A 25,247-nucleotide genomic window follows, 5' to 3' on the forward strand; every position below is an offset into this window, starting at 1 on the left:
CATCCCGGCGCCCGCGCCGCCCCCACCCGTCCCAGGAGGACCCCCATGACCGCTCCCGTGCTCGAGCTCCTGCCCGCCGTCGACGTCCAGGGCGGCCAGGCCGTGCGCCTGGTGCAGGGCGAGGCCGGCTCCGAGACCGCCTACGGCGCCCCGCTCGAGGCCGCGCTCACCTTCCAGGAGGGCGGCGCCCGCTGGCTGCATCTCGTGGATCTCGATGCCGCCTTCGGGCGCGGCAGCAACGCCGCGCTGCTCGCGGACGTCGTCGCCGCCGTGGACATGGACGTCGAGCTCTCCGGCGGGATCCGGAACGACGAGTCGCTCGCCGCCGCCCTCGCGACCGGCTGCCGACGCGTGAACCTCGGCACCGCCGCCCTGGAGAACCCCGAGTGGACCGCGGAGATCCTCGCCGAGCACGGCGACCGCATCGCCGTCGGCCTCGACGTGCGCGGCACGACCCTCGCCGCCCGCGGCTGGACCCGTGACGGCGGCGACCTGTGGGAGACCCTCGAGCGACTCGACGACGCCGGCTGCCAGCGCTACGTCGTCACCGACGTGACCAAGGACGGCACCCTGCGCGGACCGAACATCGAGCTGCTCGCGGAGGTCTGCTCCCGCACCGACGCGAAGGTCGTCGCCTCCGGCGGCATCTCCTCGCTCGCGGACCTGCGCGCCCTGCGCGAGCTGGTGTCCCAGGGCGTCGAAGGGGCGATCGTCGGCAAGGCCCTGTACGCGGGCGCCTTCACCATGCCCGAGGCGCTGGACGTCGCGGGCCGGCCGTGACGAACGGCGCCGCGGAGGGCTCCGGGCCGCAGCGCGAGCTGCCCGCGCACTTCGTGGAGAAGTCCCCGCTGACCGACACCGCGGGGGTGCCCTGGAAGGGCCGCGACTACAGCGTGAGCCCCTTCCCCGGCGACGACGGGTCCCGCGACCCCCGCGTCGCGGAGGCCCTCGCCGCGCACGCCGCGGGGGAGGACCCGCACCGGGCCCGCCTCGCCGCGGCGCTCGCCGGGACCCGCGTGCTGGTGCCGATCATGGCCGTCGCCACCGAGGAGGGCACCACCGCCCACGGCCTGACCGGCGACAACGGAGCCGATATGGCGATGGTCTCGATCACCGCGCCCGACGGCACCCGCGTGCTGCCCCTCTTCACGTCGGTGGCGGCGCTGTCGGCCTGGCGCACGGACGCCCGCCCGGTCCCGGTCGTCGGACCGCAGGCGGCGCAGGCCGCCGTCCAGGAGGGCTGCACAGCCCTGGTCGTCGATCCCGCGGCGACGCCCGAGGAGGGCGGCCCGGTGCTCCTGCCGCGGTCGATCCTCTGGGCCCTCGCCCAGGGACGCACCTGGGTGCCGCCGCACCTCGATGCCGAGCTCGCGGCGGTGCTGGACCGGGTCGCGGCCGAGACCGTCGCCGTCGAGGGGCTGCGGGCCGAGGCGGGGAAGCGGGCCGAGGTCGACCTGCACGTGCGGCTGCTTCCGGGACTCGCCGCGGAGCAGGTGCGGGCCGTGGTGGCGGACCTCTCGGCCCGGCTCGGCGCCGAGCAGCTCGTCGCCGAGCGGATCAGCTCCCTGAAGCTCGTGCTCGGCAGCTGAGACCGGTCGGTGGCCCGGCCGAGGTCAGGAGACGCGGCCGGTGTACTTCTCCCCGGGCGCCTCGCCCGGCTCGTCGGGGAAGGGCAGCGCCTCGGCGAAGGCCAGCTGGAGGGTACGCAGCCCGTCGCGCAGGGAGCGGGCGTGCTCGTTGCCGATCTCGGGGGCGGCCGCGGTGACCAGGCCCGCGAGGGCGGTGATCAGCTTGCGGGCCTCGGAGAGGTCCCGGTGATGGGCGGTCTCCTCGTCCTCGGCGAGGCCCACCTTCACGGCGGAGGCGCTCATCAGGTGCACGCAGGCGGCGGTGATGATCTCGACCGCGGAGACCTCCGAGATGTCCCGCAGCGCCTCGGCGCTCTCGTCGGGCTCGGCGGGGGTGGGGGTCTGGTTCTCGGTCATGGGTCCTTCTCGGGGTGGGGCGTGCGGGGAATCAGGGCGCGAGGGGCACCGTGCCGGTGCCCGCGTCGGGGTTGTCGCGGAGGTCGAGCTCGAGCGAGACCGGGACAGAGCCCTGCGGCACGTCGAACACGTAGTGGACCTGGACGCTCTCGCCCTCGGGCAGCAGCGCCCAGGGCTCGCTGTCGGCGAGGTGGACCCGGCCCGCCTCGGGGCTCGGCGGATGCACCTCGCCGTCCTCGGTGACCAGGTCCGCGGCCTCGCGGAGGCTCACCGGCGCTTCGGTGCCGTTGCTGACGTCGAGGGTGACGATCACGAACTCACCCTCGGCGGCGAGACGGGTGCTGCCCTCGCCCACCGCCTCGACGCCGCGCTCGGTCGAGAGCACCTCGACCTCGACCCCGCCGATCGCGGTGGCGCCGGCCGAGCTGTCGGATCCATCCGATCCGTCGGTCGGTGCCGCGGACGGCTGCGCGGGCGCTGCGGACCCGGCGTCCGGCTCGGTCAGGGCGCGCACCACGAGGACGGAGCCGCCGATCGCGACCACCAGCACGAGCACGGCGACCACGACGAGCGAGGCGATGATCGGGCCGCGGCGGCGCGTCGGAGCCTCGGGCTCCACCTTCCGCGCCGGCCGGCGATTGGGGATCGCGGGGCGCGGGGGCGGGGTGGGGAACCCCTCGGGGACGGGCCGGAGGAGGGCGCGCGGTGCGGTGCCGGTGCGGATCCCGGTGGGCGGGGTCTCGATGCGGGGCGGCTGCTCGGCCGACGGGCTCGCGGCCGACGGGCTCCCGGCGGACGACGCAGCCGGGGGCGTCGCAGCCGGCGGGGCCGGAGACGTCGGAGACGGCTGTGGGGTCGAGGGGGTCGACGGGGCCTCTGCCTCGCGGTCCGGATCCACCCAGTACTCCTCGTCGCCGTGCACCTGCGGCGCGACGCACATCACCTGGACGTGGCCGCTCTCCCTGGTAGGATAATCGATCGGAACACGACGAAACCCTCGCCACGTTCCCCAAGTGGAGTCCCATCCCACCTCGTGACGACCGGCAGGAGCCTCGGCCCCGCCCACGGTCACCGGGTCAGTATCGCAAGTCGGGCCGAGCGCCCGGCTCTCGGGCAGCAATGCCCGATCGGCGTCCGCGCCGCGCACCTCGGGGCCTCCGCATGATTCAGCGGGGGCCCTTCGTCGTCTCGAGCGACATCAAGGTGAGGAGCCACCATCAGCGAACAGCGCATCAACGGTCAGATCAGGGTCCCCAAGGTCCTCCTGGTCGGCCCCGCCGGCGAGCAGGTCGGCGAGGTCCGGGTCGAGGACGCCCTGCGTCTCGCGGAGGAAGCCGAGCTCGACCTGGTCGAGGTCGCGCCCGGCGCGAACCCGCCGGTCGCGCGGCTCATGGATTACGGCAAGTACAAGTACGAAGCCAACCTGAAGGCTCGTGAGGCCCGGAAGAACCAGGCCAACACGGTCCAGAAGGAAATCCGGATGGGTCTGAAGATCGACACGCACGACTACGACACCAAGCGCCGCAACGTCGAGAAGTTCCTGTCCGGTGGCGACAAGGTCAAGGTCATCATCCGCTTCCGCGGCCGCGAGCAGTCCCGCCCCGAGATGGGCGTGCGTCTGCTGAACCGCATGGCGGAGGACGTCGCCGAGTTCGGCTTCGTCGAGTCGCACCCGCGACAGGACGGCCGCAACATGGTGATGGTCTTCGGGCCGCACAAGAAGAAGGCCCAGGCCATGGCCGAGGCCCGCAAGCGCAAGACCGACGCCGAGAAGGCCGAGGCGCGCGGCAAGGACGAGCAGTCCGAGACCGCGACCCCGGACGACACCGGCGCACAGTCCTGAGAACGTAAAAGGAGAACAGGCAGATGCCGAAGAACAAGACCCACTCGGGGACCAAGAAGCGCATCCGCGTGACCGGCTCGGGCAAGCTCATGCGGGAGAAGGCCAACGCGCGCCACCTCCTCGAGCACAAGTCCTCCACCCGCAAGCGCCGCCTCGGCAACGACACCACCGTCGCCAAGGCCGACACCAAGCGCATGAAGAAGCTGCTGGGCCGCTGATCGCCCACGCGGGAGCCGAGCTCCTGCGCCCCTGAACGAACGACTGAAGGAGTATCACGTGGCACGCGTGAAGCGGGCGGTCAACGCCCAGAAGAAGCGTCGGGAGATCCTCGAGCAGGCCAGCGGCTACCGCGGCCAGCGCTCGCGCCTGTACCGCAAGGCGAAGGAGCAGGTGCTGCACTCGCAGACCTACAACTTCCGCGATCGCAAGAAGCGCAAGGGCGACTTCCGCCAGCTGTGGATCCAGCGCATCAACGCGGCGTCCCGCGCCAACGGCCTGACCTACAACCGCTTCATCCAGGGCCTCGGCCTCGCGGGTGTCGAGGTGGACCGTCGCATGCTCGCCGAGCTGGCTGTCAACGACGCCGCGGCCTTCGCCGCGCTGGTCGAGGTCGCGAAGAACGCCCTGCCCAAGGACGTCAACGCGCCGGCAGCCTGATCGCCGCGTCGACCGCGATGAGCGAGCGCCCGGATCAGTCGCCGATCACCTCCCCCCGTTCCGAACGGGTGCGGAAGGTGGCGGCACTGGCCGGGCGCTCTGCACGTCGCAAGCAGTCCCGCTTCCGCATCGAGGGACCCCAGGCGGTCCGCTCCCTGCTGGCCCACCGCCCGGATCTCGCCCGCTCCGTCTTCGTCACCGAGCGGGCCGCCGCGGACCATTCCGAGCTCACCGACCTCGCCCACGAGGCGGGCGTACCGCTGCACACGGTCGACGACCGGATCGTGCGCGCCATGGTCCGCGAGGGCTCCGCTCCCGAGGCCGACGGGACCGCCCGGCCCGGAGGCCCGGCCGATGCCTCCGAGCGACCCGGCGGCGATGGCCGCGCCGCGGGCGCCGGCCTGCTCACGAGCCCCCAGGGCGTGGTCGCCGTCGGCACCCTCCCCGCCGCCGACCCCGCGGCCGCGCTTCACGCCGTGCAGGAGCTGCCGGCCGACGGCGCCCTGACCGTCGTCGTCCTCCACGAGGTGCGCGACCCCGGCAACGTCGGCACCCTGATCCGCACCGCCGACGCCGCGGGCGCCGATCTGGTGCTGCTCACCCGCACCAGTGCCGATCCCTTCGCCCCGAAGGCGGTGCGCGCTGCCGTCGGCAGCCTTTTCCACCTCCCCGTGATCACCGGCGCCGAGATCGACGAGCTGCTGCCCGCCCTCGCCGCCCGGGGGATCACCGCCGCCGCCACCAGCGGCTATGCCGAGGCCGAGCTGTTCACCGTCGAGCTGCCCGAGCGCCTCGCCTGGATCCTCGGCAACGAGGCCCACGGCCTCGACGAGGCCACCCTTGCCGCAGCCCCCCTCGCCGTGCGCATCCCGCTCGCGGGCCGGGCCGAGTCCCTCAACGTGCACACCGCGGCGACGGTGTGCCTCTTCGAGACGCTGCGCCGCCGGCGGGCGGGGGCATGACCGCCGCCCTGCGCCGCAGCGGCCTGCTCGCCGTCCCCCTCCTGCTCCTGCTCGCGGTGGTCACCGCGCTGCTGCTCCTGCTGGCCACGGGCGCGACCGCCCCGGCGGCCCTCGTCCCCGCCTCGCCGCTGGTGACCTGGGGCCTGCCCGTGGTGCGGGCGCTGCACCACCTGGGTCTGCTGCTCGCGATCGGCGGGGGCGGCGCCGCCGTGCTGCTGCTGCCCGGCCCCTCGCGTCGCGAGGTCACCACCCTGGATCCCGCCCGCCGGTCCGCGGTGCGCCTCGCCGCGGCCGGCGCCCTGCTCTGGGTGCTCGCCGCGCTCGCCCAGGTCCCCCTCGGCGGCCTGGAGTCCGCCGGGGCGGGCACGGACCTGGACGTCTGGGCGATCGCTCTCGGCGGCGACCTGGGCCGGATCCAGATCGGGGTCGCGGTCTGCGCCGCCCTCGCCGCGCTCGCCTACGGCCTCGCCCGCTCCACCGTGCTCGCCTGCTGGGGCCTGGTGCTCTCCGGCGCGGGCGTCGGCGCGCTGGGGCTCGCCGGGCACGCGGGCGCGAGCCTCGACCACACCAACGCCGTCAACGCGATGGCCCTGCACCTCGTGGGGGTCTCCGTGTGGGCGGGCGGTCTGCTGGCCCTCGCGCTGCTGCTGCCCCGCCTCGACGACGCGGCAGCCGCCACCGCGGTACGGCGCTTCTCCCCGTGGGCGCTCGCGGCGGTGGTCGCGCTCGCCCTCTCCGGGCTGCTCAGCGCGAGCATCCGCCTGTCCTCGCCCGCGGAGCTGCTGACCACCGGGTACGGACGGGTCATGCTGCTGAAGGCCCTCGGCCTCGCGGTGCTCGCCGTGCTCGGCGCGGTGCAGCGGCGGCGACTCGGCGACCGGCTCCGCTTCCGCCATCTGGCCGCGGGGGAGGGCGTGCTGATGGCGGTGGTGATCGGGGCGTCGATCGCGCTGGGCCGCATCGCCCCGCCCGTGCCGCAGGTGATCCCCGAGGTGGGGGATCTGCGGATCCTCTCCCTGGTCGGCTACCTTCCGCCCGCGCAGGAGTTCGGGGTGCGGGCCCTTTTCACGATCGTGCAGCCGGATTGGGTGGCGCTGCTGCTCGCGACCGCGATGGCCGGCGCCTATCTCGCCGGGGTGGTGCGCCTGCGCCGCCGCGGCGACGTCTGGGTGTGGCATCGCACCGCTGCGTTCCTTCTGGGCTGCCTCGCCTTCGCCTGGGTGATGAGCGGAGGGGCCGCCGCCTGGGGCCGGATGCGCTTCGATGCGCACATGGTCCAGCACATGGCGATGATGATGATCGTGCCGCCGCTGTGGGTGCTCGGCGCGCCCGTGACGCTGCTGTCCCGTGCCGTGGCGCCGCGCACCGACGGCTCCCGCGGGGTGCGCGAGTGGGTGCTCGCCGCGCTGCACTCGGGCTACGCCCGGTTCGTGTCCTCCCCGCCGATGGCCGGGGCGCTCTTCGCGGGCTCGCTCGTGGTCTTCTACTTCTCGCCGCTGTTCGAGGCGGCGATGTACAGCCACCTCGGGCACGTGCTGATGACCGTGCACTTCCTCGCCTCGGGCTACCTGTTCGCCTGGGTGATGATCGGCATCGACCCGTCGCAGCGGCCGATCAACCCGGCGCTCAAGCTGATCACCCTGCTGGTCACCCTGGCCTTCCATGCCTTCTTCGGCGTCGCGATGGTCTCAGCGACCTTCCTCGTCGCCGAGTCCTGGTACACCGAGCTCGGCATGTACTCCGCGGAGCAGCTGGAGCTGATCCAGGTGCGCGGCGGCTCGATCATGTGGGCCGTCTCCGAGGTGCCGACCCTCGGCTACGCGATCCTCATGGCCGTCCAGTGGATGCAGTCGGAGGACCGCCGCGCCCGGCAGTACGACCGCAAGGCCGAACGGGACGGCGGCGCCGAGCTCGAGGAGTACAACGCGTATCTGGCGAGCCTGCGGGGGAACCGCGCGGCCGACGGCGACGCCGAGCCCGTCACCGGCGCGGGGGTCGCTGTCGGTCCCGATCCCGAGGTGTCCGCTGGGACCCCGTCGGCCGATCCGCCGCCCGGCACGCCTGCCCGCTGATGCACGAGGGCCGCCGCCCCGAACCCCTGGGGGTCGGAGCGGCGGCCTGGTGTCGTGCCGGGGCGGCCGCCCTCAGAGCCAGTCGCCGCGCGCCGCCTCCTGCTCCGCGCCGATGGTGGTGTCGGGGCCGTGGCCGGTGTGCACCACGGTCTCGGCGGGCAGGGCGAAGAGCCGCTCCCGGATCGACTCCTCGATGGTCTCCCGCGAGGAGAAGGAGCGGCCGGTCGCGCCGGGCCCGCCCTGGAAGAGGGTGTCGCCGGTGAGCACCGCCCCGAGCGCCTCGATGTAGTAGCAGGTCGAGCCGGGGGAGTGGCCCGGGGTGTGCATCGCCTCGACGTCCACGCCGGCGATGGAGAACATGTCGCCGTCGGCGACCTCGTCGTCCCAGGGCAGGTCGCCGTGGGTGAGCCGCCACAGCTCCGCGTCGGCCGGGTTCAGCAGGATCGGCGCCTCGAGCGCGGTGGACAGCTCGGGGGCGAAGCGCACGTGGTCGTCATGGGCGTGGGTGAGCAGGATGCCCACGCACTCCCGGTCGCCGACGAGCGCCTCGACGGCGTCCACGTCGTGCGGGGCGTCGAAGACCACGCACTGCTCGTCGTCGCCGAGCACCCACACGTTGTTCTCGACGTCGAAGGTCTCGCCGTCGAGGCTGAAGGTGCCGGAGGTGGTGGTGTGGTCGAGGCGGGCGGTCATCGGGCCACCTCCACCACGGTGCGCAGGGTCTCGCCCTCGTGCAGCGAGGACAGCGCCTGATCGACGCCGGCGAGGTCGGTGCGGCCGGTGACGAAGCGGTCCAGCGGCAGGCGTCCCTGCAGGAAGAGGTCGATGAGGTAGGGGAAGTCCCGCTCGGGCAGGCAGTCGCCGTACCAGGAGGACTTCAGCGCACCGCCGCGGCCGAAGACGTCCAGGAGCGGGAGGGTCAGCTCGACGCCCGGGCGGGGGACGCCGACGAGGACTACGCGGCCGGCGAGGTCGCGGGCGTAGAAGGCGGTCTCGTAGGTCTGGGGGATGCCGACGGCGTCGACCACCACGTCGGCGCCGAAGCCGCCGGTGAGCTCCTGGACCTTCTCCGCGACCCCCTGCGGGGAGAGCCCCGCGGTGTGGAGGGTGTGCGTCGCGCCGAGATCCGTCGCGGCGGCGAGCTTCTTCTCGTCGACGTCGAGGGCGATGATCGTGGTCGCGCCCGCGAGCCGCGCCCCGGCGATCGCGGCGCAGCCCACGCCGCCGAGGCCGATCACGGCGATCGATTCGCCGCGCTGCACGGCGCCGGTGTTGATCGCGGCGCCGATGCCGGCCATCACGCCGCAGCCGAGCAGGCCTGCGACCTCCGCGGGGGCGTCCTCGGAGACCTTCGTGCACTGGCCCTCGTGGACCAGGGTCTTCTCGGCGAAGGAGCCGATGCCGAGGGCCGCGGTGAGCACGGTGCCGTCGGCGAGGGTCATGGGCTTCGAGGCGTTGTGGGTCGCGAAGCAGTACTGCGGCACGCCCTTCCTGCAGGCGCGGCACTCGCCGCACACGGCCCGCCAGTTCAGGACCACGTAGTCGCCGACCTCGACGTGGGTGACGCTCTCGCCGACCACGGCGACGCGGCCCGCGGACTCGTGGCCGAGCAGGAACGGGAACTCGTCGTTGATGCCGCCGTCGCGGTAGGCGAGGTCGGTGTGGCACACACCGGTCGCCTGGATGTCGACGACGACGTCGTGCGGACCGGGGTCCGGGATCACGATGTCGACGAGCTCGGCGGGCTGCTTCTCAGCGAGGGCGACGACGCCCTTCACGGTCCAGGACATGCTGGCCTCCTTCGAGGAACGGGGTCCTCGTCAGCCTAGCCGCGACCTCGACGCCGTGGCGCGCGTCCCAGGCGCCGTGCCGCGGCCGCGATCGGGCAGTGCTCAGCGCAGCTCGCCGGGAGTCTCCGGGGTGGGGTGGGTCTGCTGTCCGCCCTGCCATGTGCCCGAGGAGGTGGGCGTGACGTTGTAGTCGCGGACCAGGTCCTCGACGACCATCTGGGCGTCCTGGTTCGAGGCCGAGGCGGCGACGGCGACGAGGTAGTCAGTGTCGTTTGCATAGTGCTCGGGGTCGCCGTGGAAGGCGGCGCGGTTCTCGCGCATCACGTCGAGCTCCTCGGCGTCGAAGGCGATCACGAGATCGCCGCCGTCGTGCGACTCTCCCCAGTACGCGGACGTGTGGGCGCTGACCTGGTCGGCGGGAACGTCGCCCAAGGTCAGCTGGTAGTCGGTCTCCCGTTCCGAGCCACCCGTCGCGACCACCGAGTTGCCGGAGCCCTCGCCGTGGGGGATCACCTGCTGCGCCCACTCGTTCGTCCCGTCGGGGCGGGTCCGGACGATGAGCTCGTCCGAGAAGGTGTTGTTCCCGCCGTGCTCGGCCTTGATGACGTCCTCGATCTCGAAACCGACGCTGTTGGACATGGTGGTGGAGGTCCGCGTCTCGGTGTATCGGTCCACGACCCCAGGGGCGTCCAGGTCCGTCGGGTACCCCCCGCCGTTCACGGCCTCGAGGAAGGCGCGGTCCCCCGCGGCGTCATTGCTGAACGCGACGTGCTCCACCACGGATTCCCGGACGGTGTGCTGGATGCCGGCCGAGAGCTTCACCTCCGGCCCGAGGAGGTCCGTTCCGACCGACATGCCGGAGTCGAGGCCGAGCTCGGAGTAGGGGCCGGAGGTCATCGAGAGGATGCCGCTCGCATCTCGACCGATCACGGTCGTGTCCCCGGTGGCGGCACTCGCCTCGACGCCGAGGCCTGCCTCGAATCCGCGGTACTTCCCGCTGACCTCCATGTTGGCGGCGGCTGCGACCTCCGAGCCGAAGGCCACCTCGGTCCCCGGCTGGATGGAGCTCGGGTCGTAGGGGTTGATCTGCATCGCCTCCGCGAGCGACGTCCCGGCGGGGACGGTCACGCTGTAGACGGACTCGGTCGTCACCGTCGATCCGGTCTCGTACCCGACGCCGATGCCCTTCATGTCCGCCTCCGCGGCACCGGTCACGGACTGCGAGGCCGTGCCGGTCATGGTGAAGGTGACGGTCCCGTCCGGGTTCTCCTGGATCTTCACGTCGGTGCCGACCTCGAGCTCGGTGGTGACGGTGACCCCGTTCCCGAGGTCGACCTCGGCCTTGATCTTCGGCGAGCCGTCGAGCGTCACCGCCCCGGTGCCGTCGTCATTGAGCTCGAGCACGGTCCCGTCGGGCAACTCCACCGTGGTCGACCCGGAGTTCGCGTCGGGGTCATGCGTGAAGTCGTCCTCCGGGGCCCCGATCTTCGCGCTGCCCCGGCCGCTGCCGCCCCCGTCATGCTCCATCACGGGCCGCCCGGCGGCGCTCGTGAGCATGCTGCCGTCGACGTCGAGGAATCCCGCCCCCGCGCCGATGCCCGCGCCCGCACCGATGCCCGGCCTCCCGTCGAGCAGACCCCCGAGCAGCCCGCCGAGTCCGCCCAGTCCGTGGAGCATGCCGGCCAGCAGGCCCGCGAGGTCCTCGGAGGCGCGATCCTGCTCGTCGGCGTGGTCCGCGAGTTCGCGGGACATCTGCTCGAGGCGCCCGCTGAGCCCGCGGCCCTGCAGCGCGACCTGCGCGCAGCGGCTCCGCAGCGCCTCGGCATCCGGCCCCTCCCACGCGACCGTCATCGCGGCTTCGCGCGCCTCGCCGAGCAGCGTCTCGAGACGCCCTCCGGAGGTCTGCAGGCGTGCGGAGTGATCGCGCATCGAGTCGGTGTCTCCGCCGAGGAAAGCCATGACGTCCTTCTGATCAGGGCCGTCCGGGGCGACGACCGGTCCGGCCAGGCTAGGGGGATCGCGGAGACGGGGCGATGGGGAGCACTCCCCATCCCTCCTAGAATGGTCCGCGGTGCCCGCGAACGCCGTCGGGCGCCTCCCGATCCGACGGATGAGAGCGATACCCGTGTCCGAGACATCCCCCGCGCCCGACGCGCCCGTGCTCGACGAGCAGGCGATCACCGCCGCCGTCGACGCCGCGCTCGCCGCGATCGCCGCGGCCCCCGACACCGCGACCCTCAAGCAGGTCCGCATCGACCACGTGGGCGACGCGAGTGTGCTGAGCACCGCGAACCGCGCCATCAAGGACCTGCCCAAGGACCAGAAGGCCGCCGCCGGCAAGCTCGTCGGCCAGGGCAAGGGCCGCGTGCAGCAGGCCCTCGCCGCCCGCCAGGGCGAGCTCGCCGCCGCCGAGGAGGAAGCGGCGCTCGCCGCGGAGACCGTCGACATGACGCTGCCGACCGACCGTCGGCCGCGCGGTGCCGCCCACCCGCTGTGGACCCTCACCGAGCGGATCGAGGACTTCTTCGTCGGGATCGGCTGGGAAATCGCCGAGGGCCCCGAGGCGGAGTCGGCCTGGCTGAACTTCGACGCGCTCAACGCCGATGCGGAGCATCCCTCCCGCTCGCTGCAGGACACCCTCTACCTCGCGCCCGAGAACTCCGGGATGCTGCTGCGCACCCAGACCTCCCCGGTGCAGATCCGCGCCATGCTCGAGCGCGGTGCGCCGCTGTACATCGCGTGCCCCGGCACCGTCTACCGGGCCGACGAGATCGACGCGACCCACTCGCCGATGTTCAACCAGGTCGAGGGGCTCGCGATCGACAAGGGCCTGACCATGGCGAACCTCGTCGGCACCCTCGATGCGCTGGCCGCGCACCTCTTCGGTGGCGCGCCGATCACGCGCCTGCGCCCCAACCACTTCCCCTTCACCGAGCCCAGCGCCGAGATGGACTTCCGCTGCTTCCGCTGCGAGGCCCGGCTCGGACTGGACCACGACGCGGACCCGGAGTGCCGGGTCTGCGGCGGCACCGGCTGGATCGAGATGGGCGGCTGCGGCATGGTCCACCCGAACGTGCTGCGCGCGGCCGGGGTCGACCCCGAGGAGTACCAGGGCTTCGCCTTCGGCCTCGGCATCGAGCGCATCCTCATGCTGCGCAACGGCGTCGCGGACATGCGCGACATGGTGGAGGGCGACGTCCGCTTCTCCCAGCACTACGGGACGGAGATCTGAGATGCCGCGCATTCCCCTGACCTGGCTCGGCGAGCACGTCGAGCTCCCCGCCACCGCGAACGCGCTCGAGGTCGCCACCGACCTGTCCCGCGTCGGCCTCGAGGAGGAGGCGATCTTCGGCGCGCAGGTGACCGGCCCGCTCGTCGTCGGCCGCGTTCTCGAGCTCGTCAAGGAGCCGCAGAAGAACGGCAAGACCATCAACTGGGTGCGCGTGGACGTCGGTCCCGAGCACAACGAGGAGCTCGACGACCCGAAGGACCCCCAGCCCGGCGAGGAGCGTCCGAGCCGCGGCATCATCTGCGGCGCGCACAACTTCGTCGCGGGGGACCTCGTGGTCGTCTCCCTGCCCGGCACCGTGCTGCCCGGCGACTTCGCGATCGCCGCGCGGAAGACCTACGGCCACACGTCCGACGGCATGATCTGCTCCGGCGAGGAGCTGGGCCTGGGCGAGGACCCCGACGGCGAGGACGGCATCATCGTGCTCGGCCGCGGCCACGCGAAGGGCCTCACCGCCGAGCCGGGCGACGACGCGATCGCCCTGCTGGGCCTCGCGGACGAGGTCGTCGAGATCAACGTGACGCCGGACCGCGGCTACTGCTTCTCCATGCGCGGCGTGGCGCGCGAGTACTCGCACGCGACCGGCGCCGCGTACACGGACCCGGTCAGCGCGATCGAGATCCCCGCTGCGACCGGCGGCAGCATCCCCGTACAGCTGCGGGACGACGCGCCGATCCGCGGCGCCGAAGGGTGCAGCCGCTTCGTCGCCCTCGAGGTGACCGGCATCAACTCCGCCGCCCAGACCCCGCGCTGGATGGCCCGTCGCCTCACCCTCGCCGGCATGCGCCCGATCTCCCTGATCGTCGACGTCACCAACTATGTGATGCTCGACCTCGGCCAGCCGCTGCACGCCTACGACGCGGAGGAGCTGGTCGGCCCGATCGTGGTGCGCCGCGCTCGGACGGGCGAGAAGCTCACCACCCTCGACGACGTGGAGCGCACCCTCGACCCCGAGGACCTGCTGATCACGGACGCCGGCGGCGACGGCGACCGCGTGCTGGGCCTCGCGGGCGTCATGGGCGGCGCCGACACCGAGGTCACTGGGACCACCACGAACGTGGTCCTCGAGGCCGCGACCTTCGATCCGGTCTCCGTGGCCCGCACCGCGCGCCGCCACCGCCTGCCGTCGGAGGCGTCCAAGCGCTTCGAGCGCGGCGTCGACCCGCAGCTGCCGCTCGCCGCCGCCCACCGGGCCGCGGCGCTGCTCGTCGAGCTCGGCGGCGGCACCCTCGCGCCGCGCGCGACCGACGAGGGCTCCGTCCCCGACCCGGCCCCGGTCCCGCTCGCCCTCGGCGACGCCGAGCGCGTGGTCGGCATCCCGTACACCGCCGAGCAGGTGCGCGGCAGCCTCGAGCAGATCGGCTGCACCGTCGTGGGCGAGGACCAGCTGGTGGTCACCCCGCCGACCTGGCGGCCGGACCTGAGCATCCGCGAGGATCTCGTCGAGGAGATCGCGCGCCTCGTCGGCTACGCGCAGATCCCGTCGATCCTGCCGACCGCGCCCGGCGGCCGCGGCCTGACGACCGCCCAGCGCTCGCGTCGTGCGGCCCGTCGCGCCCTCGCCGAGGCAGGACTCGTCGAGGTGAACTCCGCCCCGTTCGTCGCCCCCGCCATCCACGACCGGCTCCGCTACCCGGCGGACGATGCGCGCCGCGAGGCCGTGCGGATCCTCAACCCCCTCGCCGACGACGAGCCGCTGCTGCGCTCGGAGCTGCTGCAGACCCTCCTGCCCGTCGCGAGGCGGAACCTGGGACGCGGCGAGGAAGCGGTGGCGATCTTCCAGCGCGGCTCCGTGTTCCGGGCCCGCGCCGGGGGAGCCGCCCCGGTGCCCGCTCCCGCTGAGCGGCCGAGCGAGCAGGAGCTCGAGGCGATGCTCGCCGCGCTGCCCGCGCAGACCGGTGCGCTCGCCGCGGTCCTCGGTGGCGCCTCGGGGCCGGCCTCCTGGCAGGGCGATCCCGCGCCGTGGGGCTGGGCCGACGCCCTCGACCTCGCCCGCCGGGCGGCCGCCGCCGTCGGCGCCGAGCTCGAGGTGCGGCAGACCGAGCGCGCCCCCTTCCATCCGGGTCGCGGCGCCCAGCTGCGGGTCGTCACGGCCGACGGGTACGGCGCCGTGGTCGGCGCCGCCGGTGAGCTGCACCCCGCCGTGATCAAGGAGTTCGGACTCCCGTCCCGCACCGCGGCCTTCGAGCTCGACCTCGAAGCCGTGATCGCCGCCGCCCCCGCGGTGGTGCGCGCCGAGCCCGTGCCCACCTACCCGCCGGCCAAGGAGGACTTCGCCTTCGTGGTCGAGGAGTCGGTGCCCGCGAGCGCCGTCGAGGCCGCGGTGCTGGTCGGCGCCGGGGACCTCGCCGAGCGGGTGCACCTGTTCGACGTCTTCCGCGGCGAGCAGATCGGCGCGGACAAGAAGTCGCTCGCGATCGCCGTGCGGCTCCGCTCGACCGAGGGCACGCTGACCGCCGAGCAGATCGGCGAGACCCGGACACGGATCATCGCCGCGGTCGAGAGCGCCGTCGGCGGCGTGCTGCGCGCCTGAGGCCGTGAGCGGTGCCAGCCCTCCTTCGAGGGCGGGCATCGCTCGGCCGCCACGGAGCCCCGAGGGCCGTCCGCCATCCATCCGGTGGACGCCCCTCGGCCTGTCTCGAGTCGATAGGGTCGGGGCATGAACGCCGAGACTCCCCACGGGCAGACACAGCCCGGTCCGACTCAGCAGGGACAGCCACGGCAGGGACCGACTGCGACCCCTCCGGGGGCGACTGCCCCCGCGCCCATGCCGCCGTCGGCACCCCCGCGGAACGGGACCGTCGCCTGGGCGCTCGGCTTCCTCGCCTACGTCCCCATCCCCTTCGTCAACGTGCTCGTCGCGGGGCTGGCACAGCTCGTCGTCGGCCTGCGACAGCGCCGCCACGGCGGCCTCGCCGCGGTCAACGGCGTGCGGGCGGCGAACTGGGGGCTCACCCAGCTGTGCTGGCCGGTGCTGATGCTGGCGACCTTCGCGATCGGGATGCTCACCGGCACGCCCTCGCCCACCGGTGACGGGGTCCTCTTCACGCCGGTGATGAACGCGCTGATGTTCACCATGATCGGGCTCTTCCTGGTGCTCGGCCTGGCGCAGCTGATCTACGCGATCGTCGGCACCGTCCAGGCGAGCAAGGGCGCGCGCGTCGGCCTCCCCGCCATCCCGTTCCTCCGCGCCCCGCGCGACGGAGCCCGTTGACGTACATCGGTCTGAGCCTCGACGTCGGTCGGAAATCCTTCGGCGTCGACGCGATCTGCGATCTGATCCGCCGGATGGCGGAGCTGGGCTTCACCGCCCTGCACCTCCACCTCACCGAGACCCACCGGGTGGGCGTGGTGCTGCCCGGCTTCGAGGAGCTCGCCGCCCCGGACGCCTGGACCCCCGCGGACACCGCGCGTCTCGTCGCCACCGCCCAGGCGGCCGGGATCGCGCTGATCCCCGAGATCGACCTGCCCTCCCATGCGGCGGCCTTGCTCGTCGGCCGGGAGCATCTCCAGCTCACCGACCGCCGCGGCAGGGTCCACGCCGACCGGCTGGACATCGCCCGGCCCGAGGCGCGCCGGCTCGCCCTCGATCTCCTCGAGGCCAGCGCTTACCTGTTCCCGGGGGAGTGGATCCACCTCGGCGGGGACGAGTTCCTCGCCGCGCCCTGGGAGGACGAGGACGCGCAGCATCCCGAGCGCTTCCCAAGCCTCGTCGCTCACGCCCGCGAGGTCGTCGGCCCCGGCGGCACCGCCCTCGACAGCTACGCCCTGTTCATGAACGAGCTCGCGGCCCGAGCCCGGGAGCTCGGCCGCACCCCGATCCTGTGGAACGACCACGTGGTGCCCGCCTGCGAGAATCCCCTCGTGCCGATCACGACCGACGCGGTGCTCGACGTGTGGATCCGCTGGCGGGACTGGACCCCGTCGGTCACCGACTACCTCGAGTCCGGCTACCGCGTGCTCAACTCCAACGGGGACCTGCTCTACGTCGTCCTCACCGAGGACGGTCTGCCCGCCGCCGACGGCGTGGGCCGCAACGGCACCCTGCGCGAGACCTTCCGCCCGCGCCGCTTCATGGGACTCGCCGCGCAACGCACCTGGCTCGACGTGCCGCCGGCCCCGCCCGGCACCGTCGACCCCGTGCTCGGTGCGTCCCTGTCCCTGTGGTGCGACAGCCCCGGCGCCGCCACGGAGCGAGAGACCCTCTCGCTGCTCGAGACGTGGATGGAGCCCTTCGCCGAGGTGATGCGGCGGCCCGCCGGCTCGTGACACGATGGTCGCTGAACCGCTTGAGCGACGCCCGAGGAGACACCGTGGTCACCAGCCCCCGCCATCGCACCGACCTGCAGATGGCCTACTTCCGCACCTGGCACGACCGGGTCGCGGACGAGACGAAGCCCAACTGCTTCGGGGACATCCCCGCGGAGGTCGACGTCGCCTTCGTCTTCCCCGACTTCACCCCGCCGGAGAACCCCTTCTGGACCACGCTACGCGAGGAGTACGTGCCCGCGCTCCACGCCCGCGACACCTCAGTGGTCCGCACCGGGGACATCGGCCTGCTGCTCGATCCGGCCTTCCCGGACACCCCCGCCGGCCACCGCGCCCTCGCGGAGAAGCTCGTCGAGGAGCTCGTGCACGCGCACGGCCTGGACGGCCTCGACATCGACATGGAGCGGCGCCTCGCGCCGGCCGACGCCGCGCGGGCGAGCGCGGTCTTCCGCGAGCTCGGTCGGCACCTCGGCCCGCTCTCCGGCACCGAGCAGCTGCTGATGTACGACACCAACCTCGGCGGGGACGAGCAGGTGTTCCGTGAGGCCGCGGACTGCTTCGACCACGTCCTGGTGCAGTCCTACGGGCGCGACCCCGGCACTCTCCCGGGGACCTGGGACAGCTTCGCCGGGCAGATCGAGCCGGCGCAGTACCTGATCGGCTTCTCGTTCTACGAGGAGTTCGACCTCAATCGCTGGGACGACACCTCCGAACCCTTCGAGTCCTCCCGCGCCGCGGCGTACGTCGACTGGCAGCCCGAGGGCGCGCGCAAGGGCGGGGTCTTCTCCTACGCGATCGATCGCGACGGGGTCCCTTTCCTCGACGACGCCATCGTCCGGACCGAGTACTCCTGGACCCGGCGGATCTCCGAGCGCCTCCGCAGCGGCGCCTCCGCCTGAGTCCGCCTGAGTCCGCCTGAGTGAGCGGCACCGCCCCTCGGCGTCACCGCACCCTCACGACGGCCGACGGGCCGGCCCCTCCGCAGAGGGACCGAACCTTCAGCCGTCCGGCGACGGCTCGGGGGATCCGCCGTCGGGCTTGACCGCCATCAGCAGGTTGGTCAGGTTGCCCATGCCGCCCACGCGCGGGAAGTAGTCCACGTCCTCGGGGGCGGGGAAGCCCGTCCAGTTCATCTCCGAGTACATGATCCCGGTGCCGCCGCCCTGCACGGGCGCGTGCGGCGCCTGCTCGAGGAAGGCCTGCTGCACGCCCTGGACGCCCTCGGCGATCTGCTCCTGGGTCTCGGGGGTGTTGAGGGTCGAGACGAGGATCGCCATCTTCTCCTCGGCCTCCTCGCCCCAGGCCCAGCGGCCCCAGTTGCCGTTGTTGGTCTCTTCCTCGATGGGCAGGATCGGCTGGTCGTACATCGTGTAGTTCGACCAGGGCGACCCCGGGTAGCCGAGACCGGTGGCGACCATGTCGAAGTCGCCCGTGGACAGGATCGTGTCCATGACGTCCTTCGGCTTGGGATCGAAGGTCACGGTGATCCCGAGGTGCTCCTCCCAGTTGGAGACCACGATCGGCATCGTGACCATGAAGGTCGCGTTGTCGTTCTGGATCTGCAGGCTGAGCGGGTGCTCCGTACCGTCTTTCTCGAGGTTGCCGGCCGCGTTCACGGTCCAGCCGGACGCCTCGAGCGCCGCCTTCGCCGCCGCCGGGTCCAGGGCCATCGGCTCCTGCATCTCGGGGGTCTCGAGCGAGGCGTTGAGCACCGGGTCCACGCCCGCGGCGTTCGGGAGGGTGTAGCCGATGCCCGAGGCGTCCATCACCGCGGTGTAGTCGATCGCGGCGCGGAAGGCCTTGCGCAGCTCGACGTCCGCCATCGGCGACTCGGGGCGGGCGGTCATGAAGATGATGCCCTGGGAGGCGCCGTCGGCCACGAAGGCGTAGCGGTTGGTCTCGGCGGCGGAGGCAAAGCCGTCGACCACGCCCGGCGCGCCGCCCTCGGCGAAGTCGACGTTGCCCTGGGTGACCTGGGTCTCGATGTTGCCGGCCTGGCCGGAGGGCACGAACTGGACCTCTCCCACCTGGGAGGTGCCGCCCCAGTAGTCGTCCCGCATCGTGTAGGTGACCAGCTGGGTGTCGAAGGTGGACAGGACCGCGGGGCCGGTGCCGATCGGGTTGTCCATGATGTCCTGCGGGAACTCGAGCTTGTCGCCGTCCTGGTAGATGTGCGCCGGGACGATCGGGTAGTACAGCGCGAGGTTGACCTCCTGCTGCCGCTGATCGCTGTTGTACTTGATGATCACGGTGTGCTCGTCGGGGGTCTCGACCGGGGCGGAGAGCCACACGAACTCGTCCTCGGCGGGCTCCGGGTTCGGGGTGCCGTAGATCGAGCCGAGGGTGAACAGCACGTCCCGGGAGGTGAAGGGCTCGCCGTCGGACCAGGTGACGCCCTGGCGCAGGTGGTAGGTCACCTGCAGGCCGTCCTCGGTGTGCTCCGCCGACTCGGCGAGCATCGGGATCAGCTGGCCGCCGTCCTTGGAGGAGAGGCGGAAGAGGGGCTCGTAGACGAGGTCGAGGCCCGGGGCGGTGTCGCCGCCGCCGTAGCGGTTGAAGTTCTTGGCGAACTGGTTCGTGGCGGTCACACCGGTGCCGATCACGAACAGGCCGCCCTCGCCGGACTCGGAGCCGGATCCGCCGTCGGAGGAGCCGCCGGAGCTGCCGGAGCAGGCGGCGGCGGTGGTGGCGAGGGCACCGAGGCCGAGGGCGCCGAGCACGCCTCGGCGGGACATGTGCGGAGTGAGCGTCATCGATCGTTCCTTCTCAACGAGCCGCAGATGCGGCAGGGGTGGGGTGGGGAGGGGTGAAGTCGGCGCGCTCGTCGGCGAGCACGCACAGCACCTCCCGGCCGTCGGGGCCGACGGACCGGGGGATCGGGGCGCTGGTGCACTCGGGGCGCGCCAGCGGGCAGCGGTTGGCGAAGCGGCAGCCGAGCACCTCGACGGAGTTGTCGACTGGGGCCGCCGTGGAGGTGGCGAGCGCTGCCTGGTGGCCCGAACCCTTGAAATGCGCGGGATCGGGGGCCGCCTCGAGGAGGAGCCGCGTGTAGGGGTGCACCGGGTCGGAGACGACCTGCTCGGTGGGCCCTGACTCGATGATCTTCCCGCCGTACATCACGTGCAGGCGGTCGGAGAGATAGCGGGCGCTCGCGATGTCGTGCGTGATGTAGAGGACCGCGAGGCCCTCCTGGTCCCGCAGGTCCGCGAGCAGGTTCAGCACTTCGAGCCGGATCGATGCGTCGAGCATCGAGGTGGGCTCGTCCGCCAGCAGCACCTTCGGGCCGACGGCGAGGGACTTCGCGATCGCGATCCGCTGCCGCTGACCGCCCGAGAGATCGGTCGGGTAGCGATCGGCGTAGCGGGAGGCGGGGGTGAGGTTCACGCGCTCGAGCAGCTCGTCGACCTTCGCCGCGACGGCCCGCTTCCCCGCCGCGATCGCATGGATCCGCAGCGGGCGCTCGAGGATGTGGCGGATCTTCTTCAGCGCGTTGAGGGAGGCGAAAGGGTCCTGGAAGATCAGCTGCACGTCGCGGTAGTAGCGGCGCTCGTTCCGCGCGGCCCGGGCGAGCGGCACCCCGGAGACCTCGACCTCGCCGGAGGTCGGCGCATGGATCAGCGAGAACACCCTAGCGAGGGTGGTCTTGCCCGAGCCGGACTCGCCGACCAGGGCGGCGATCTCGCCCTCGCGCAGCCGGAAGTCGATCCCGTCGAGCGCCCGGACGGTGACCTTGCCGTCGGCGCCGTCGACGCGGAAGTGCACGGACAGGTCGCGGGTCTCCAGGACGGTCGGCCGGTCGGAACCCGGCGCGCTGTCGGCGAGAGCCGCGGCGGGCACGTCGGCGCGATGGGTGCTCATGCCGTCTCCTCCGGGTCGGTGGGGTCGGTGCGGGGCGCGGACTCCTCGGTCTCCCCGGCGCGATGGCAGGCCGCGAGACCACCGGCGGCGGGGCGCAGCTCGGGCCGCTCGGTGCGGCAGAGGTCGATCGCGAGCGGGCAGCGCGGGTGGTAGGCGCAGCCGGTGGGGAGGTTCAGCAGATCGGGGGGAGTGCCGGGAATGCCCCGCAGTCGGCGCACCGGCTCGGACAGGGGCGGGAAGGAGGCGCGCAGGCCCCGGGTGTACGGGTGCTGGCCGTTCGCGTAGAGCTGTTCCGGCATGCCGATCTCCACGATCCGGCCGCCGTACATGATCGCGATGCGATCCGAGATCTCCAGCAGCAGCGACAGGTCGTGGGTCACGAAGACGATCGCGAAGCCGAGCGTGGCCTGCAGCTGGAGGATCTGGGTGAGGATCTGGCGCTGCATGACCACGTCCACCGCGGTGGTGGGCTCGTCCATGAACACCAGGTCCGGGTTCGAGGCGAGCGACAGCGCGATCAGGGCGCGCTGCTGCATCCCGCCCGAGAGCTGGTACGAGTAGGAGCGCAGGCGCGCGGCGGGGATGCCGACCATCTCCAGCAGCTCTCCGGCCCGCGTCCGGGCCGCCGCCTTCGACATGTCTCGGTCGTGCTCCATGATCACGTCGATGAACTGGGTGTCCAGGCGCATCACGGGGTTCAGCGAGGCCATCGCCGACTGCATGACGATCGACAGGGAGTCCCAGCGGTAGCGGCGCAGCTGCTCCTCGGAGAGGGCCGTGAGGTCCACTTCCCCGCCGTCGACCGGATGGAGCATGACCTGTCCGGCGCTGGTCACCGCGGGCGGACGCTGCAGCCGCGAGAGGGCGTTGAGCAGGGTGGACTTCCCCGAGGCGGACTCGCCGGCGATGCCGAGGATCTCCCCGCGGCGCAGCTGCAGGTCGATGTCGCGGCAGGCGGGGACCTCGCCGTCCTCGGTCACATAGGTGACGTCGAGGCCGCGCGCCTCGAGCAGGAGCGGGGAGCGCTCGAGCCGGGCCGCGATGTCGGCCGTGGTCTCGACGGCGATCTCGGAGACGTCGAGGAAGTCGGTGCCGGAGGGGGTGTGGGTGGTGGTCATCGGGCGCCTCCCGTCGGGGCCGGGCTCACGGGCGTCGCCGGGGCGCCGGATGGGTCGCGCCGGGGCATCCGCTTCTGGAAGCGGCGCATCAGGCGCATGCGCTTCGAGCTGAGCGTGGGGTTGGTGATCTCGTCGAGGCCGAAGTTGACCATCGTCGTCGCGAAGCCGAGCAGGGCGAGGCACAGACCCGGGGGCACGAACCACCACCACATGCCACGGAAGAGCGCGTTCATGCCGAAGGCGTAGTTGATGATCAGGCCCCAGCTGGGCTCGGCGGCGCTGCCGATGCCGAGCATCGCCATCGAGGCCTGCATGCCCACGCCGGCGGCGATGAGGGTCAGGAATATGGGGGAGAGGATGCCGAAGAGGTGCGGCATCACCTCCACGAAGACGATCCGCAGCTTGGACTCGCCGATGGTGCGCAGCGCGGTGGTGAAGTCGCGGCCGCGGAGGCTGAGCGCCTGGGCGCGGATGCGCCGCGCCCCTCCCGTCCACTCGAACAGGCCGATCAGGACCGACACCACGATCAGCGGCATCTCGCGCCAGAAGGTCGCGGCGATGATCAGCACGGGGAAGGACGGCAGGTTCTGGAAGACGAGGATGACTCCGTTGAGGATCCGGTCCATCGTGCCGCCGAGGAAGCCGGCCGCCGTGCCCATCGCGATCGCGATCGCGGAGGCGATGATCGCCGAGGTGAAGCCGACGAACATCGAGTTGTAGGTGCCGTGCAGCATCCAGGTCAGCACGTCCTGCCCCGACACGGTCGTGCCCAGGGGGTGCGACCAGCTGGGCGGCTGTCCCATGGCGTCGGCGAAGATCGTGTGCGGGCTGCGGTCCAGCACATGGGTGGAGAACGGCTTGCCCAGCACGGCGATGAGGGTGAAGGCGCCGATGATCGACAGGCCGATGATCACCTTGGGGTTGGCGAGGAATCGTCGCAGCACGGGTCAGCTCCCCTCTCGCGTGCGGGGGTCCAGAAGGACGTACACGCTGTCGGCGATGAAGTTGAAGACCAGGCTCAGCACGATGACGATCAGCAGCAGGGCCTGCATCAGCGGGTAGTCGCGTACCGCCGTGGAGGCGCCGATGAGGCCGCCCAGGCCGGGGTAGATGAACACCGACTCGGCGAGCACCACGGCCATCAGCACGCCGCCGATCGACATCGCGAGGCCGGTGATGTTCGGCAGCAGCGCGTTGCGGGCGGCGTAGGCGGTGCGGACCCGCTCGGGTCGGAGGCCCTTGGCGCGGGCGAGGTGGACGTAGTCCTCGTTGACAGTCGTGATCATCATGTTGCGCATCGAGAACATCCACCCGGTGAATCCCACGACCACCAGCGCGAACAGCGGCAGCACCGAGTGGTAGAGGATGCTGAGCACGAAGTCGACGTTGCCGAGCTCCGCGGGGCGCACCCGCTGGTTCACGGCGCCCTGCGCCGGGAAGAGGCCCTGCGAGTAGGAGAGGTACCAGACCAGCAGCAGGCCCAGCCAGAACGGCGGGATCGACGAGAAGAACATCGCCACCGGCGTGAGCACCGAGTCCAGCAGGCGACCCGGGCGCCAGCCGAGCCGGGCGCCGAGGTAGGTGCCGATGATCCAGCCCAGCAGGGTGGAGATGAGTCCGAGGTAGAGGGTCCAGGGCAGCGCCTGCACGATGAGGTCGGTGACCTCCATCGGGTAGTACATGATCGACCGGCCCAGATCGAGGCGGGCGAGCTGGCCGAGGTAGTTCCAGAACTGCTCCCAGATGGGGCGGTCCGGGTCCCCGTACATGTTGTGGATGATCTGCATCTGGTACTCGGACGGGCGCTGGCCCGTCTTCTCGTAGATGTCGCGGATCATCGACTGCGCGGGGTCGTTCGGCATCAGCCGGGGCAGCACGAAGTTCAGCACGACGGACACCGCGAGGACGATCAGGTACGTCCCGGCGCGCTTCGCCAGGAACACGAGGTTCGGCGGCACCCGACGGGCGCGGCGGGCGGGGCGGGGTCGGTCGACGGCGGGCTCGGGGCCCGGGGTCGACGCCTGCGTCTGACTGCTGGTCACGGCTGCTCTCCTGCGGGGGCACCGACTCTGGTGCCGTGGAGGATCGGGAGACCGGGGCGGCGGGGCGGCCTCGCTCCACTTAACCGGTGAATCAGAGCTTAACCGCTCCAGCTAGCCGCGAGTCAAACGCTTCACCCCGTATCCGTCTCGTGACCCGGTGTCCATCTCGGACGAACTGGCTAGTCATGCAGAAGTGTGTATAGACTTTCCGTATGCCCGAGCACCTCAGCATCCCCACGCCCGCGAGCCCCGCCTCCGGAGCGGCCCGACCGCGCGTCGCCGTCGTCGGCGCCTCCGGGTACGCGGGCGGGGAGACCCTGCGCCTCCTCGCCGGGCATCCCGGACTCGAGGTCGTGACCGTCACCGCCCACTCGAGCGCGGGCCGGCGACTCTCCGAGGTCGCCCCGCATCTTGACCTCGGCGGCGACCTCGTCCTGCAGGAGACGACGGTGGAGACGCTCCGGGGTCACGACGTCGTCGTGCTCGCCCTGCCCCACGGCCAGTCCGGGGCGATCAGCGCCGCCCTGCGCGCCGAGGACCCGGAGGTGCTCGTCCTCGACCTGGGCGCCGATCACCGCCTCGAGAGCGCCGAGGACTGGGCGGACTACTACGGCAGCGAGCACTCCGGCACCTGGACCTACGGCATGCCGGAGCTGCCCCTCGCCGAGGGTCCCGCACAGCGGGAGCTGCTCGCGGCCTCCCGCGAGATCGCCGTGCCCGGGTGCAATGCCACCGCCGTCACCCTCGCCCTCGCCCCGCTGATCCGCGCCGGGCTGCTGGACGCGACCGCGCTCGGCGCCGTGCTGCCCGTCGGGTACTCCGGCGCGGGCCGCAGCCCCAGGCAGCACCTGCTCTTCTCCGAGGCGCACGGGGGCGCGAGCCCCTACGGCGTGGGCGGCACCCACCGCCACATCCCCGAGATCCTGCAGAACCTGCGCCGCGCCGCGGGAGCCGACGAGACCCGCCGCCTCACGTTCACGCCGGTGCTCGTGCCGATGAGCCGCGGCATCCTCGCCGTCTGCACCGCCCCCGTCGACCCCGGCACCACGAGCACCGACCTCCTCGATGCCCTCGCCTCCGACTTCGCCGGCGAGCACTTCGTCACCGTGCTCGAGGAGGGGCAGGTCCCCGCCACCGCGCAGGTCCTCGGCGCGAACACGGTGCGGATCAGCGCCGCGGTGGATCGCCGCAGCGGCCAGGCGACCATGATCAGCGCCCTCGACAACCTGGTCAAGGGAACCGCCGGTGCCGCGGTGCAGTCGCTCAACCTGGCGCTCGGGCTGCCCGAGACCACCGGGCTCACCCGCACCGCCCTCGCCCCCTGAGGTCCGCCTCCCGGCGCCCGCCCGCGCAGGCGTCCGC

The 25,247-nt window shown here is 72.5% G+C and carries 23 protein-coding genes; 13 read left to right on the plus strand and 10 right to left on the minus strand.

The window, feature by feature from the left end:
* The first annotated feature begins 45 nt into the window (after positions 1-45).
* Both priA and V1258_RS08040 read left to right on the plus strand, forming a co-directional pair.
* Positions 46-780 (plus strand): bifunctional 1-(5-phosphoribosyl)-5-((5-phosphoribosylamino)methylideneamino)imidazole-4-carboxamide isomerase/phosphoribosylanthranilate isomerase PriA, encoded by a 735-nt coding sequence (gene priA, locus V1258_RS08035; protein ID WP_329749148.1) that lies wholly within the window; start codon positions 46-48, stop codon positions 778-780.
* Complete coding sequence (locus V1258_RS08040; RefSeq protein ID WP_329749149.1) at positions 777-1,589, plus strand: SseB family protein; 813 nt, start codon at positions 777-779, stop codon at positions 1,587-1,589. The genes priA and V1258_RS08040 overlap by 4 nt, the downstream gene beginning before the upstream one ends.
* A gap of 24 nt (positions 1,590-1,613) precedes the next feature.
* Here V1258_RS08040 and V1258_RS08045 read toward each other — a convergent pair whose 3' ends face one another.
* Positions 1,614-1,985, minus strand: coding sequence for a DUF1844 domain-containing protein (locus tag V1258_RS08045; RefSeq protein WP_329749150.1), 372 nt, complete (start codon positions 1,983-1,985; stop codon positions 1,614-1,616).
* Between the two features lie 31 nt (positions 1,986-2,016).
* The gene (locus V1258_RS08050; RefSeq protein WP_329749151.1) at positions 2,017-2,925 is read right to left on the minus strand and encodes a DUF4352 domain-containing protein; all 909 of its coding nucleotides are present in this window, start codon (positions 2,923-2,925) and stop codon (positions 2,017-2,019) included.
* A 324-nt stretch (positions 2,926-3,249) separates the two neighbouring features.
* Between V1258_RS08050 and infC the strand changes: the two genes are divergently transcribed.
* The 5 genes from infC to V1258_RS08075 are packed head-to-tail and all read left to right on the plus strand — an operon-like array spanning position 3,250 to position 7,519.
* On the plus strand, positions 3,250-3,828 hold the full coding sequence (gene infC / locus V1258_RS08055; protein WP_329749175.1) for a translation initiation factor IF-3: 579 nt from the start codon (positions 3,250-3,252) through the stop codon (positions 3,826-3,828).
* 23 nt (positions 3,829-3,851) lie between these two features.
* Positions 3,852-4,046 (plus strand): 50S ribosomal protein L35, encoded by a 195-nt coding sequence (gene rpmI / locus V1258_RS08060; RefSeq protein WP_329747620.1) that lies wholly within the window; start codon positions 3,852-3,854, stop codon positions 4,044-4,046.
* Positions 4,047-4,104: 58 nt separating this feature from the next.
* A complete protein-coding gene (rplT, locus tag V1258_RS08065; protein ID WP_329747621.1) occupies positions 4,105-4,485 on the plus strand; it encodes a 50S ribosomal protein L20 in 381 nt (126 codons plus the stop codon).
* Between the two features lie 17 nt (positions 4,486-4,502).
* Positions 4,503-5,447 carry a TrmH family RNA methyltransferase gene (locus V1258_RS08070; protein ID WP_329749152.1) on the plus strand — a complete coding sequence of 315 codons (945 nt, stop codon included), beginning with the start codon at positions 4,503-4,505 and terminating at the stop codon, positions 5,445-5,447.
* Positions 5,444-7,519: a cytochrome c oxidase assembly protein gene (locus V1258_RS08075; RefSeq protein WP_329749153.1), complete on the plus strand. Its 2,076-nt coding sequence runs from the start codon at positions 5,444-5,446 to the stop codon at positions 7,517-7,519. Before V1258_RS08070 ends, V1258_RS08075 begins: the two co-directional genes overlap by 4 nt.
* 72 nt (positions 7,520-7,591) lie before the next feature.
* On the opposite strand, the gene V1258_RS08080 is transcribed toward V1258_RS08075, so the two are convergent.
* The 3 genes from V1258_RS08080 to V1258_RS08090 form a co-directional block, all read right to left on the minus strand.
* The gene (locus V1258_RS08080) at positions 7,592-8,212 is read right to left on the minus strand and encodes an MBL fold metallo-hydrolase (RefSeq protein WP_329747625.1); all 621 of its coding nucleotides are present in this window, start codon (positions 8,210-8,212) and stop codon (positions 7,592-7,594) included.
* Positions 8,209-9,309: an S-(hydroxymethyl)mycothiol dehydrogenase gene (locus tag V1258_RS08085; protein WP_329749154.1), complete on the minus strand. Its 1,101-nt coding sequence runs from the start codon at positions 9,307-9,309 to the stop codon at positions 8,209-8,211. The genes V1258_RS08080 and V1258_RS08085 overlap by 4 nt, the downstream gene beginning before the upstream one ends.
* 102 nt (positions 9,310-9,411) lie before the next feature.
* Positions 9,412-11,268, minus strand: a complete 1,857-nt coding sequence (locus tag V1258_RS08090; protein ID WP_329749155.1) for a WXG100 family type VII secretion target — start codon at positions 11,266-11,268, stop codon at positions 9,412-9,414.
* A 166-nt stretch (positions 11,269-11,434) separates the two neighbouring features.
* On the opposite strand from V1258_RS08090, the gene pheS reads away from it, so the two are divergent.
* From pheS to V1258_RS08115, 5 genes are all read left to right on the plus strand, one after another.
* On the plus strand, positions 11,435-12,541 hold the full coding sequence (pheS, locus tag V1258_RS08095; protein WP_329749156.1) for a phenylalanine--tRNA ligase subunit alpha: 1,107 nt from the start codon (positions 11,435-11,437) through the stop codon (positions 12,539-12,541).
* A gap of 1 nt (position 12,542) precedes the next feature.
* Entirely contained in the window at positions 12,543-15,131 is a 2,589-nt protein-coding gene (gene pheT, locus V1258_RS08100; RefSeq protein WP_329749157.1) for a phenylalanine--tRNA ligase subunit beta, read from the plus strand.
* 234 nt (positions 15,132-15,365) lie between these two features.
* A complete protein-coding gene (locus V1258_RS08105) occupies positions 15,366-15,812 on the plus strand; it encodes a hypothetical protein (RefSeq protein ID WP_329749158.1) in 447 nt (148 codons plus the stop codon).
* Positions 15,809-16,867 carry a family 20 glycosylhydrolase gene (locus V1258_RS08110; protein ID WP_329749159.1) on the plus strand — a complete coding sequence of 353 codons (1,059 nt, stop codon included), beginning with the start codon at positions 15,809-15,811 and terminating at the stop codon, positions 16,865-16,867. Before V1258_RS08105 ends, V1258_RS08110 begins: the two co-directional genes overlap by 4 nt.
* Positions 16,868-16,911: 44 nt before the next feature.
* Positions 16,912-17,766, plus strand: coding sequence for an EndoS/ChiA family endoglycosidase (locus V1258_RS08115; RefSeq protein WP_329749160.1), 855 nt, complete (start codon positions 16,912-16,914; stop codon positions 17,764-17,766).
* A gap of 99 nt (positions 17,767-17,865) precedes the next feature.
* On the opposite strand, the gene V1258_RS08120 is transcribed toward V1258_RS08115, so the two are convergent.
* The 5 genes from V1258_RS08120 to V1258_RS08140 are packed head-to-tail and all read right to left on the minus strand — an operon-like array spanning position 17,866 to position 23,885.
* Complete coding sequence (locus V1258_RS08120) at positions 17,866-19,620, minus strand: ABC transporter substrate-binding protein (protein ID WP_329749161.1); 1,755 nt, start codon at positions 19,618-19,620, stop codon at positions 17,866-17,868.
* 13 nt (positions 19,621-19,633) lie between these two features.
* Positions 19,634-20,725 carry an ABC transporter ATP-binding protein gene (locus V1258_RS08125; protein WP_329749162.1) on the minus strand — a complete coding sequence of 364 codons (1,092 nt, stop codon included), beginning with the start codon at positions 20,723-20,725 and terminating at the stop codon, positions 19,634-19,636.
* On the minus strand, positions 20,722-21,843 hold the full coding sequence (locus V1258_RS08130; protein WP_329749163.1) for an ABC transporter ATP-binding protein: 1,122 nt from the start codon (positions 21,841-21,843) through the stop codon (positions 20,722-20,724). The genes V1258_RS08125 and V1258_RS08130 overlap by 4 nt, the downstream gene beginning before the upstream one ends.
* On the minus strand, positions 21,840-22,787 hold the full coding sequence (locus V1258_RS08135; protein WP_329749164.1) for an ABC transporter permease: 948 nt from the start codon (positions 22,785-22,787) through the stop codon (positions 21,840-21,842). The genes V1258_RS08130 and V1258_RS08135 overlap by 4 nt, the downstream gene beginning before the upstream one ends.
* Before the next feature lie 3 nt (positions 22,788-22,790).
* Positions 22,791-23,885, minus strand: coding sequence for an ABC transporter permease (locus V1258_RS08140; protein WP_329749165.1), 1,095 nt, complete (start codon positions 23,883-23,885; stop codon positions 22,791-22,793).
* Between the two features lie 212 nt (positions 23,886-24,097).
* Between V1258_RS08140 and argC the strand changes: the two genes are divergently transcribed.
* Entirely contained in the window at positions 24,098-25,210 is a 1,113-nt protein-coding gene (gene argC, locus V1258_RS08145; RefSeq protein WP_329749166.1) for an N-acetyl-gamma-glutamyl-phosphate reductase, read from the plus strand.
* Positions 25,211-25,247: the final 37 nt, after the last annotated feature.

It is taken from the genome of Brachybacterium sp. J153 (assembly GCF_036311905.1).
GTDB lineage: Bacteria > Actinomycetota > Actinomycetes > Actinomycetales > Dermabacteraceae > Brachybacterium.

What these genes read in the sequence shown, in the direction of transcription:
- priA (WP_329749148.1), top strand. Translation starts at nt 46, where the DNA reads ATGACCGCTCCCGTGCTCGAGCTCCTGCCCGCCGTCGACGTCCAGGGC.
- V1258_RS08045 (WP_329749150.1), bottom strand. Translation starts at nt 1,985, where the DNA reads ATGACCGAGAACCAGACCCCCACCCCCGCCGAGCCCGACGAGAGCGCC.
- V1258_RS08050 (WP_329749151.1), bottom strand. Translation starts at nt 2,925, where the DNA reads ATGTGCGTCGCGCCGCAGGTGCACGGCGACGAGGAGTACTGGGTGGAT.
- rpmI (WP_329747620.1), top strand. Translation starts at nt 3,852, where the DNA reads ATGCCGAAGAACAAGACCCACTCGGGGACCAAGAAGCGCATCCGCGTG.
- V1258_RS08070 (WP_329749152.1), top strand. Translation starts at nt 4,503, where the DNA reads ATGAGCGAGCGCCCGGATCAGTCGCCGATCACCTCCCCCCGTTCCGAA.
- V1258_RS08075 (WP_329749153.1), top strand. Translation starts at nt 5,444, where the DNA reads ATGACCGCCGCCCTGCGCCGCAGCGGCCTGCTCGCCGTCCCCCTCCTG.
- V1258_RS08080 (WP_329747625.1), bottom strand. Translation starts at nt 8,212, where the DNA reads ATGACCGCCCGCCTCGACCACACCACCACCTCCGGCACCTTCAGCCTC.
- V1258_RS08085 (WP_329749154.1), bottom strand. Translation starts at nt 9,309, where the DNA reads ATGTCCTGGACCGTGAAGGGCGTCGTCGCCCTCGCTGAGAAGCAGCCC.
- V1258_RS08090 (WP_329749155.1), bottom strand. Translation starts at nt 11,268, where the DNA reads ATGGCTTTCCTCGGCGGAGACACCGACTCGATGCGCGATCACTCCGCA.
- pheT (WP_329749157.1), top strand. Translation starts at nt 12,543, where the DNA reads ATGCCGCGCATTCCCCTGACCTGGCTCGGCGAGCACGTCGAGCTCCCC.
- V1258_RS08105 (WP_329749158.1), top strand. Translation starts at nt 15,366, where the DNA reads ATGCCGCCGTCGGCACCCCCGCGGAACGGGACCGTCGCCTGGGCGCTC.
- V1258_RS08120 (WP_329749161.1), bottom strand. Translation starts at nt 19,620, where the DNA reads ATGACGCTCACTCCGCACATGTCCCGCCGAGGCGTGCTCGGCGCCCTC.
- V1258_RS08125 (WP_329749162.1), bottom strand. Translation starts at nt 20,725, where the DNA reads ATGAGCACCCATCGCGCCGACGTGCCCGCCGCGGCTCTCGCCGACAGC.
- V1258_RS08130 (WP_329749163.1), bottom strand. Translation starts at nt 21,843, where the DNA reads ATGACCACCACCCACACCCCCTCCGGCACCGACTTCCTCGACGTCTCC.
- argC (WP_329749166.1), top strand. Translation starts at nt 24,098, where the DNA reads ATGCCCGAGCACCTCAGCATCCCCACGCCCGCGAGCCCCGCCTCCGGA.